This is a genomic window from Sutterella wadsworthensis (genome assembly GCF_003315195.1).
GTDB classification, from domain to species: domain Bacteria; phylum Pseudomonadota; class Gammaproteobacteria; order Burkholderiales; family Burkholderiaceae_F; genus Sutterella; species Sutterella wadsworthensis.
The window spans coordinates 62,653-73,126 of sequence record NZ_QNRV01000012.1 but is presented as its reverse complement, the minus strand read 5'-3'; the positions used below and the strand labels follow the sequence as shown (position 1 = coordinate 73,126).

5 protein-coding genes and 1 CRISPR repeat array are annotated in these 10,474 nt (G+C 48.3%); all 5 genes read right to left on the bottom strand.

Translation table 11 applies throughout. The annotated features are described in order from the left end of the window. Nucleotides 1–173: 173 nt before the first annotated feature. The 5 genes from DES29_RS06590 to cas9 all read right to left on the bottom strand — a co-directional run bounded on the left by DES29_RS06590 (nt 174) and on the right by cas9 (nt 10,088). Entirely contained in the window at nt 174–1,733 is a 1,560-nt protein-coding gene (locus DES29_RS06590) for an FGGY-family carbohydrate kinase (RefSeq protein ID WP_046446282.1), read from the bottom strand. Nucleotides 1,734–1,971: 238 nt separating this feature from the next. Beyond that, nucleotides 1,972–3,619: a CRISPR direct-repeat array (repeat unit 37 nt; unit sequence GTTTCAGTGCTATAGCTCGTAGCGTTATGATCTCTGC). Between the two features lie 307 nt (nt 3,620–3,926). Then, nucleotides 3,927–4,514 carry a CRISPR-associated protein Cas4 gene (gene cas4, locus DES29_RS06585; protein WP_113854636.1) on the bottom strand — a complete coding sequence of 196 codons (588 nt, stop codon included), beginning with the start codon at nt 4,512–4,514 and terminating at the stop codon, nt 3,927–3,929. Then, nucleotides 4,501–4,797, bottom strand: a complete 297-nt coding sequence (gene cas2, locus DES29_RS06580) for a CRISPR-associated endonuclease Cas2 (protein ID WP_021994931.1) — start codon at nt 4,795–4,797, stop codon at nt 4,501–4,503. Before cas2 ends, cas4 begins: the two co-directional genes overlap by 14 nt. A 12-nt stretch (nt 4,798–4,809) precedes the next feature. Further along, nucleotides 4,810–5,823: a CRISPR-associated endonuclease Cas1 gene (cas1, locus tag DES29_RS06575; RefSeq protein ID WP_021994932.1), complete on the bottom strand. Its 1,014-nt coding sequence runs from the start codon at nt 5,821–5,823 to the stop codon at nt 4,810–4,812. Next, nucleotides 5,820–10,088, bottom strand: coding sequence for a type II-B CRISPR-associated RNA-guided endonuclease Cas9/Csx12 (cas9, locus tag DES29_RS06570; RefSeq protein ID WP_113854635.1), 4,269 nt, complete (start codon nt 10,086–10,088; stop codon nt 5,820–5,822). Before cas9 ends, cas1 begins: the two co-directional genes overlap by 4 nt. Between the last annotated feature and the right edge of the window lie 386 nt (nt 10,089–10,474).

The following is a 10,474-nucleotide window of genomic DNA, read 5'->3' as shown; positions in this document are numbered from 1 at the left end:
TATTCCTGCCTCGCGTCGGCGCTGTTTTGAATTGCTCCAGCTTTCTGAACCACCGCGGCGATTCGAAATGTAGAGCAGGTAACCCGTAGTTCAGGGTCAAAAGAAAGCCGCTCGGCGGTTGGAAGCAAAATTCCAAACATCGAGCGGCTTTTGTATTGGCTAAAACCTGATTTTTAGTGAATGGCGCGCATTTTCACGAGGCGGCTGAAGGCTGCCTTCAGATCTTCGCGAACGAGCTTTTGACGGTTTTCAAAGAGTTCGCGGTAGCGGCGAGTGAGGGCCGCTTCAGGCTTATAAACGCCGCTGCGCTTAATGACGCTGCCGAGCGCTGCCTTGACGTCGTCGACGCCTTCAAGGTCACCTGCAGCATAAGCGCCGAATACGCAGTTGGTAAGAACGGCTCCGCCAGGGTTCTCAAAACGCACAACCTCTGCGCCGAGCATATTGGACTTGATTTGATTCCAGAGACCGTCGCGGCTGCCGCCCTCTGTGACGGTGATGCGTTTGAGCGGCACGCCAGCAGCTCGATAGCTGTCGGCAAGTCCCATATAGTCATAGCCGATAGCCTCAAGGACTGCACGCCACATGACGAACTGGTTGTCATCCATCGTCATGTTGAGGAAGCACCCGCTTGCCTCCTTCTCTTCGCCGTATCCGCCCGTAAGGTAAGGGAGGAACTGTACGCCGCCAGCGCCAGCAGGAACCTTGGCAGCACCTTCGGAGAGAGTGCCGTAGTAGCTGCCGTCACCCTCGTGACGAGCCACATGGTCCTTGAACCAACGAAGCGACAAGCCGCCCGTACGCACGAACCCCCAATAGAAGTATGTGTCGGGCAGCGTGCCTGAATTGAAGATGAGACCCATGCCGGGTTTGGAAAGTTCGGGCACGATGCCGGAGGTGGAGACGCAGAACATCGCACATGTTCCTGCAACATCGACGCCCTGATTGGCTTCAAATACCCCAGAACCCAGCATGGACTGCATCGTGTCGCCCGCACCCGCAAGAATAGGAATGCCGGCCGGCAGTCCCGTGCGCACGGACATTGCTTCACAGAGTCCGCCGACAATGTCCCAGGGTTTGCGGATGGTCGGCATGTACTGAGGATCAATCCCAAGAATATGGAGCTGCTCTTCTGACCAGCATTTCTTTTGCACGTCGTAGCCCAGCCCCCAGCCTGACATGGCGCCCCAGTCAATAAAGGCATCTTTGCCTTTAAGGCCGGCCAGTCTCATCAGAATGTAGGGTGCGTTATGGACGAATTTCACGCCCTTCGTGCGGAAGGCTTCGGAGTTGGCGATGAACCAGCGGGCGAACATCGCGGGAAACATGGGGGAGGCCTCTGGATTGCCGGTCTCACGGCTCCAGATATCCAGCTTTTTGGCGTTGATCGTTTCAACGTCAGCCATGGTGCGGCTGTCGAGGTAGTTGATGTAAGGCGTTACCGGATCCGCGTTTTCATCGATCCCGACAATGCCGCAGATGATGCCGTCACCCATAATGGCACTGACGTCTTTAGGATCGAACCCCAAACGCCGCAGTTCACTCGTGGTTTCAGCCATACAAACCACGCAGTTGTCAAGATAGGTGTTGACGTCCATTTCTACCCACCCCGGCTGCGGATAGGTGAGTGATGTGGGCAGTGATCGGCTCGTGACCAGGCGAAATTGTTCATCGTAAACAGCAACCTTCACGCTTTGCGTGCCAGCATCGAAACCCATATAGAGCTTGCCCATGACGGAGCCTCCAGAATCAACATGAGGCATCTATTGTAGGGGGTTTGGCGTAGACGTTGCTACGCGGCTTCTTCAGTGGAGTGTGTCTATAACACTAGAGCGCTCGCATGCTTTTAAGGTGAAATTGCTGCAATGCCTTGAATAGTGATATTTGTTGAATCTGTGTTTTCAGCGTTGTATCTTGTAGCGTTATGATCTTCGCAGACACATTCCTGCGAAGTGATTCACCGAGCACTCCGTTTCAGTGCTATAGCTCGTAGCGTTATGATCTCTGCTTCGTCGCGGGGTTTGCGTTGGCCGTTGGGGTCTGTAGTTTCAGTGCTATAGCTCGTAGCGTTATGATCTCTGCATACCGTATTGTGCCTGCACCGTGCAGGACGCTTTGGTTTCAGTGCTATAGCTCGTAGCGTTATGATCTCTGCCCAGCAGGGGTTTTCTTCCGATCGTTTGCAAAACAAAGTTTCAGTGCTATAGCTCGTAGCGTTATGATCTCTGCTTCGGGGCCGACTGCAGCCCAGTAAGCCGCGCCGATTGTTTCAGTGCTATAGCTCGTAGCGTTATGATCTCTGCGAAGCCGAACTCCGCATCACTGAGACCGGCGCGTACGTGTTTCAGTGCTATAGCTCGTAGCGTTATGATCTCTGCGGATGCCGTACTGGATGTTTCCCCATCCCTGAGCAAGTTTCAGTGCTATAGCTCGTAGCGTTATGATCTCTGCCCGCGCCCAGCATCATCAAGAGCGGTTGCCACACTGGTTTCAGTGCTATAGCTCGTAGCGTTATGATCTCTGCTATTCAGCGTCGAGGCCGTGTATGAATATGTGGCGTTTCAGTGCTATAGCTCGTAGCGTTATGATCTCTGCAATGGCGGCGAGCGCCTCGAATTCCTGCAAAAGCTTAGTTTCAGTGCTATAGCTCGTAGCGTTATGATCTCTGCGTAAACGTAGTGCTTAGTTCTGGCTCTGCGATCTGTTTCAGTGCTATAGCTCGTAGCGTTATGATCTCTGCTTTAGAGATATAGGCGACAGGGCGTTCTTCATCCCCCCAGTTTCAGTGCTATAGCTCGTAGCGTTATGATCTCTGCAAATCGGTGCTTCCGTCGTGCCGCTTTCTTCAACCGTGTTTCAGTGCTATAGCTCGTAGCGTTATGATCTCTGCAGCCGCGTCGAGTATTGGCTGACACCCAGAGAGCGTTTCAGTGCTATAGCTCGTAGCGTTATGATCTCTGCCAGAATGCTGACGTCAATATACGAATCCCGTACAGGCAGTTTCAGTGCTATAGCTCGTAGCGTTATGATCTCTGCTCCGAAACGAACGCCGGCAAATCAGAAGCAGCTGGTTTCAGTGCTATAGCTCGTAGCGTTATGATCTCTGCCAATATTCTCATGAGCAACGAAGATCGTTCCTTGTGTTTCAGTGCTATAGCTCGTAGCGTTATGATCTCTGCTCGTAGATACGAAAGCAGTTGCAGCAGCAATCTGCGTGTTTCAGTGCTATAGCTCGTAGCGTTATGATCTCTGCAAGTCTCCAAATATAAATTGTCCATGAAAGGGACTATGTTTCAGTGCTATAGCTCGTAGCGTTATGATCTCTGCGATAAAGCGCTTCGTCGTCGGATCGTCTGCGCCCAGGTTTCAGTGCTATAGCTCGTAGCGTTATGATCTCTGCAAAATCACAGGACCTTTGAAACTTGAGCACTACGAGTTTCAGTGCTATAGCTCGTAGCGTTATGATCTCTGCGAAGAAAAAAGTCTCTAGGTAAAGGTTATCCATGAAGTTTCAGTGCTATAGCTCGTAGCGTTATGATCTCTGCGTGGTACGCGATATACAGAAATTCTTCGTTCTCATTTGTTTCAGTGCTATAGCTCGTAGCGTTATGATCTCTGCCCCCTAACTTACACATTGATTTATAAGGTTTTTGCAACTATCTGCAGAGTGCCATACTTCGAAAATACTCAGATTGATAAAAAACCTTGTAATTTTCGAAAATACATCGTAAGATACTGATTAGAGATCATAATGCTATGAGCTATAGGAAATCACCTTCGGGTGAGCTGAAATCCCCTAAAGCTAAGATTGAATCCGGCCACTATCTAGTAGTAGATATCCGGATATTTTGATATAAAACCTCATTCTTTGATTAGGCCAAAGAATGAGGTTTTCATTTACTTACTTAGAAGTAAGTATTCACTTCTTAGAATCGATCTGCACAGAAATTTTGATACTCACATTGCGCGCATTGCGATTCCGTAGCTGCTGTATGAGGCACGATAGCCTTTTTACAGGCTTCTCTTATTAGATTTGCCACAGTAAGAACTTCAGCTCGTAATTTGATGTCTACTATAACCTTCAGGGTATGACCTTTCTGGCCATAAAGCACAAAACCCCTTGATATTTTTATCTTTTCCTGATATTCAAGCAGCATTGCGTAAGCAGCTAACTGTAGTCTGGCGCCCATTGGTGGACTGACTTCTGGTAACTTAAATTCAAGAGGGATCACTTCATTCTCAGTGAAAATAGCGCCGTCACAGATGCCGTGAAGTCCCAAGCTATCGTTGTATAACTTGATATCTTCAAAAAATCGAAAACTCTGTGGAGAAATACCAAATCGAGATAGTTTTCGACGTTTTGCGAGCATCTCTTCTCGAACATGATGATTCAGTCCTTGCTGCAGCCACATCGGTCCAACAGGTTGAATGCCGCGCATGAGTTGAAAGAAAGGAATGCGAGGACAAAAACAGTGTTGACGCAGCATTGATACGGGGAGGTTAAATTGTTCCATGGCCGTCCACTTCAGCAAAGGACCAATCGTCGTAGCCGATGCATTTTTGAATGTCTTTGACTTCTAAGCGACAGGGAAACCAGAAACATTTATCTTCCTTCGGATCTAGGAGTTCTGTAGCTTTTCTTGCTAAAGCTCGCACTTCAGCTGGCTTGAGGTCGCCGTAGAATACGGAACCTTGCATTGAGACTAGGCCTAGATCCTTTAGAGCGTCGGAGAACTTTTTTCTGCGGGAGTTGCTCGAAACGTCATAACAGACCAGATACTTTGCGTAGATTGACATGACGAGCGTTTCCTACCATCTAAAGCGAATGCTTTTGTAATGTTTACCGTCAACAACTGTACCGGCAAGGCGATACGCCTGTCGCTGCAAAGCATTTTCAAGGCGAACGCTTTTGCCTTGCCAACTCACAGCATTTGCCATCGTCTCATCGATAGCATTGACAATGGCACTTTTGATTTCCTGTGTAAGGCCACGCTTTGAATTTTTAAGCATTGACCGAAGTTTGATGATGTTTCGATCGACAACCCATGCTCGATACTCTTCCATAACATCGAGTACTAAAGAAGGTTTCCCAGGACGTCGACGGTGAAGGAACCCTGCATAAAGTTCAAATCCAGCATTATCAAGCGCGGACCAGATGTAGCTCTGCAGAATCGCGTAGCCGTAATTGAGTGCCGCATTGACGATTTCGACGGAGCCTCGACCTTCTCGAGTGAGGAAGGTTTCGGGCACTAATCCTGCTGTGCGAAGTGCTTGCCAATAAAGCGTTGCAGCTGCACCTTCATAACCCATCAGAACAGTCGACCATATCCCTTCATCCCAAGTTTGAAGATTTTCAATTTCTGCTTTTGTTTTCGTCACAATATTAGCTATGGTGTCGGCAGCTTCTCTCAGTTTTTCCGCCTTCCCCGGAGCACTCTTATTGAGGTACTTCCAAAAATATAAAAGTACAGTGCGCTGATTGCGAATCTTGGCGACGATCATCTCTGCTGCGATGATGCGGCCTTGAGAGGAGTGAATTGCCTGAAACTGCGCTTCGCGTATGTTGACGACAGCATGTTGATGGAGACCACTTAAGGCAACGACCCCCACGCCACGCCAATCAACGAGGAACATTCGAATGCCCCTCGCTGCACAGGCGAGCATCAGATTTGTGGAGATACTGATACCTTTTTTCTCAATGCGGATGGTGCGCAGTCTTGAAAGAGCAGTCTCCCACGTGCGTCCATCCGCTTCATGAACAACAAGTCGTTCTCCTGAAAGTCCGAGTGCCGTACCAAAAGAAGAAACGGTTAAATACCTCATGATTTAGATGCGTTGTTGTAGCTTTCGTTCATCTTCTTATTGCTGGACACAACGATGTACCAGAATCGAATGTGCTTAGCATTGCCGACGCTTTCAATGAAGATCTCCGAACGCGGCTGACCAAGTAATTCAGAAAGCTCTGTTCCAACAGCCTTTTGGAATTCAGCTGGTTTGTCGACTTTGAAAGAGGCTGGTAATGACAACGGAGAAGTGATAGCCCAATTTTCAACACTTTGTTCAAACCAGTGGCTCGCTTGGATAAACGTTGTTTCAACACGCACATAGCGTCGTCCCTCGGTGCCTGGAGCGATCCATATGCGGAGGTTATCTTCGGTCACAACTTTTCTCCACTCAGACATCGGAGTTACGTCGGCTGAAGTAATAAATCGTCCGCAGCATTCTGTTAAATTTTCGTGCTGAAGCTCGTTAAAAAGGATCCCATTTGCCCAATCAACATTGCTGTCTGCAGATGCAAAACCGCGATATTTTTTCGCATTGATTGCATGAACTTGATAAAGCTCATTGCCGAACAGATTTGTACGGCGAATGCGGAAGCCTCCAGAGGGATTGTCGATAACTGGCAGGCTGAATTCTCGCCGTACAGGTGCGTGGGCGAGATCCCGCATCACAGGGCGCTTCCAAATTTGTGCAAGTTTGGAGGTCAATTCATCCGCACTACAAGGGTTACCGAAGGCATCGGCCAATTCAGGAGAATTACATATACGGAGCCAATCTTGCTTCATGGGCAACGTCAATGAACCATTAAGTTTGAATGCTTTTTCTCCCTTGAGTTCAACCTTAAGTTGGAAAAGTTTGGGTTTGAGCAAATCTTCTCGTTTTTTGAGCGATTTACCATTCGCAGCCATAAAGAAGCTCTTGAGGCTCTTACGTGAAGTGCAGTAACGAAGAGCATCAAGAAGCGCGGCTAAGCGTTTTTCCTCTGCCGACAGCGGCTGCAGAGCAGCCTTGGCAAGAAATTCGTAGGCCGGTTTTTTCTGGATTCTATAAGTGGCATGTGCTGATAAATCTCCAACAGGTTTGTTGAAGAATGGGGCAAGCATCGAGAGTAATTCCTCGGGCTTCTTACCGGAAACTTCAATGGCACCACAACGTTCACCCTTGGAATCGAGTGTTTCATAGCCAATCCAGATTCTTCCGTTGAGCGTAAAAATCGGCAGAAATTGTTCAGCGTAGATGCCTTCTTTAAAAATGGCGACACTGTCAAAGTGAGATTTTTCTTCCTGTGGTTTTGCCTGCAAGCGAATCACTTCGCAGGACTGCGGATAGAGTCCCAATACAGCTTTGCCATCAAGATAGTCAAAGCCATCTTGATCTCGCTCGGCATCTGCAGAACCGACGGCAAACGAACATAGTGCATCAATGGAATGAGAAGCGATAGGCTGAATGTCTGGCTTTTCAAAGTTCGGCTGATTTTGCGCTAATTTGAGTCTCAAGTTTTTAGCGGTCGAGACATCCGTTGCGGCAGCTTGAAAATGCAGTCGGTTATTTGTTGTTCTGCACCAGTCCTGTAGTTCTTCCCTGATTTTATTGGCAAGGCTCTTGATCATCCAAATCTGCGTGCCGTTGACGCGAGTTCGTCTCTGAGTTGCGAGCAGTTCGAGTACCGCATTGCGAGCTTCGCTGCCATCATCCAGAAAGAGAGCATGTCGAACACAGTCCTGCTCATGTTCATTTAAAAGATCAAAGAACTTCAAACGGTGCGTTTGCTGCAGCTTGGTGACTACATCCTCAATCTCTGCGGTAATTGCAGCAATATTGCTGGTCTTGAAGACTTTGTTCAGGTAGTCAGGATCCAGCTTTGAAAGGCTGTAGCGCTGATTCTTCTTGAGTTGATTGCCTCGAGAAGAGGCGTAGATGAGATTGGGTTCGGCGTTAAACACGATGCCTCGAGCGTCTTTGATCAAACTTCTCGGCAGAATATGGTCAATTTCTCCGCCTTCAGCCAGGCGGTCTCCTGTATAGGGGCAGGTTTCCCGGCTGGCTTTCTTAATGCGTTCGTTTTTGTTCAGCCAGCGCGTTTCGAGTTTTTCAGCTTCAGACAACATCTTGTCTTTGACACGCTTGTTCTTTTTGAGGTCTGCAACTGATGCCGAGAACTCAAATTTGTTCTCTTCAACAAAAATGGACACATCAACAATGCCATTGCTGAAGTCCACCTTGCTCTGAATGTCGGTCGACGCGCGCTTAGCGATTTCCCAGGCCTGACGGTCAACGAGACGACGCACCAGTCCGTCGAAGGGTCTAGCAGTTTCTGCTGGCAACCGAGAACACTGCGCAGCGCGTACTGTTTCTCCATTGATTACGGCGTCTTTTATTGTCATGCGCCAGGCATTTTCAAGGTGAACAGCAAGTGTCGTGGCGGAAAAACCGCTCACTTCAGTTTCAATGAGCGTATAGAACTGAGCGAGAGAGAAAGGGTTGGCAAACTTACGCTTTTGTTCATCACTCAACCCCAGGTTTGCTGCAATAAAATCTGCAGTTTCAGCAACTCGATCGCGAATTATCAGAAGTTCTTTGTCCTGCGCATTTCTGGGTAATTTATTGACTTCTCTGTACTGTGCTGTGTTATATGCAATATTGAAACCTCCGCCAAAACTCTTGCGAACCGTTTCGATGCGCGCACAGCGAGAAGCCACTGTTTCACGGCCCTTTATTTGTTTGCGCCAGATTTCATCAAGAAATTTCTGTCCAGTAGTTTCATCCGTCTGCAGAATATTGGCAACAAGCAACGGTAAAATTTTCTTTTTCATTGGCGGATGAAGATCTGATCGCTCAAGAAGACCCTCTGCATTATCAAACCACAGCCCAACCTTGGCGTCATCCGCTTCTCGGTAGTAGCGCCGAGCACAGTCGAGGAACTTCTCCACATTTTGTCCGCCAATGCAGTTTTCTAAAGCCGTTCGAGCGCTTGTGAGCTTATTGCTCTTGCTGCCTGCTGCTAAAGCACGAAGTGCATAGGGATCAAGCGCCTTACTGCGATCAAAGGCGCGCTGCAGTGCATAGGACAGTTGGTACGCCAATGTCGGCTGAGGTTCATGACCGTTCACAGCTACACGCGATTTTCGATCCGTTGAGCGTTCCAAGATTTCTGCTGCCGGAGCAAGTGTCGGCTCGTCGCTCGTTAAACGGGCTGACCACGTTTTCCAGATTTCGCCATACTGCCGCGTCAATTTCTCGGGACTCAGCAGAAGTGTCTGATCTAGCGGTGGGCGACGGTTATTTTGATCTTCGTAAGGCGGGATCGTGCGGTTAGGATCTAGCGTGCAGAGCGTTTCAATGATGTCTTCGGAATTCTCTATTTGCTTGATTAACTCAAGGTGCTGCTTATTCTGATCTTTTGCGGGATGGAAAAATTTGAAGGCACGTACGAGTGTTTTTTTAAAGCGGTCCGGTTCCCAGCCGCGATCTTTCATGATATCGGGCGCATTGAAGTACCACCGTTCTGCCCGCAGCTGCAGATTTGAGAGGTTGCCGAGAAGTCGAGCGAGGCGGTCTGCGCCTCCAAAAGCTTCGCAGATCTTCGCTAATCTCGAATCTTTTTTGAGATTTGCTTCAATGGCCTTGAAGTATTCACTGCGGGGTTTATGGCCCATTTGACGCAATCCAGTCAATACATTCGCATTGGCTCGCATGGTTGAAAGGGCACTCAGGTAGGCTTTTTTCTCTGTTTTATCGATGAGTCCTTCGGCAACTGCAAAGTCTACAAATTCCTTGTCGGCCGGTATATTCGAATCACCAAGAAACATTTCAACATTACTAATATTGGCAGTAAATTCCTCCCATTGCTCAGCTAGAGAACGCACTTCACTGAAATATGTACTGAAGGCAGGATGCGCGGCAAATACCTCCGCACGTACGTTCTCAAGCGGCGTCAAATCTTCTCCATCGGCATTGGGTCTGGAATAACCTCGACGCTTAAGCAGGCCGCTTAAAGCTTCTCTGCCGCGTTTCCATTCCTCGTCAGTTAAGCGTTTCTCTTGTTTTTTCATCATGTCGTCAACAACGAGAAAAGCAAGTTTGCGAGCCAGGGTATAACGCTTCTGGCCGCGCAAACGGTGACGGACTGCGGTACGTTGAGCCTGAACGTAGCGAGGCCCCGTTTCCGGCATAACCAAGGTCATCGCTTTAGAGTTCAAATTGGTGGGGAGTTCTTCGCGGTCAAACAGTGCATAAAACACACCGGTATATTTGGCACCCATATCAATGCCGATGGAGCATGAAAAGCGTCGTTCCGATTGCGTCATGAGGAACTCCTAAAGCAGATGGAATTACAGAGTTAAATTAATCTTTCGAACAGTTAGTTTGACAGAAAACATACTGATCGAACAAGGTCGTGATACGAAGATTGTGTCACACCGATTGAGTGGTGTTTTCCCTGAATTAGGTTTCACTAATCTCAGAGATCCTTCTGCAAGTAAGGTGGATAGCATTTTAATGTTTGTACGGCGCAGCACTAACGCTGTCGTCATTCCGAAACATTTTTCTTCCCGCTTGTCCCGGCAATAAGCGTTTCAGTATTTTGGCGTCAGGATTTCATACGAAGCGGTGTCTATGACCATTTTCACGAAACCCTTGACAGTTTGGCGCTTGACGGTAATTGCAAGAATATGAACTTGGTGCTCGTTGAGGA

Excerpts from the sequence above, each read along its gene's own strand:
- cas2 (WP_021994931.1), bottom strand. The coding sequence starts at position 4,797 with ATGTCAATCTACGCAAAGTATCTGGTCTGTTATGACGTTTCGAGCAAC.
- cas1 (WP_021994932.1), bottom strand. The coding sequence starts at position 5,823 with ATGAGGTATTTAACCGTTTCTTCTTTTGGTACGGCACTCGGACTTTCA.
- cas4 (WP_113854636.1), bottom strand. The coding sequence starts at position 4,514 with ATGGAACAATTTAACCTCCCCGTATCAATGCTGCGTCAACACTGTTTT.
- cas9 (WP_113854635.1), bottom strand. The coding sequence starts at position 10,088 with ATGACGCAATCGGAACGACGCTTTTCATGCTCCATCGGCATTGATATG.
- DES29_RS06590 (WP_046446282.1), bottom strand. The coding sequence starts at position 1,733 with ATGGGCAAGCTCTATATGGGTTTCGATGCTGGCACGCAAAGCGTGAAG.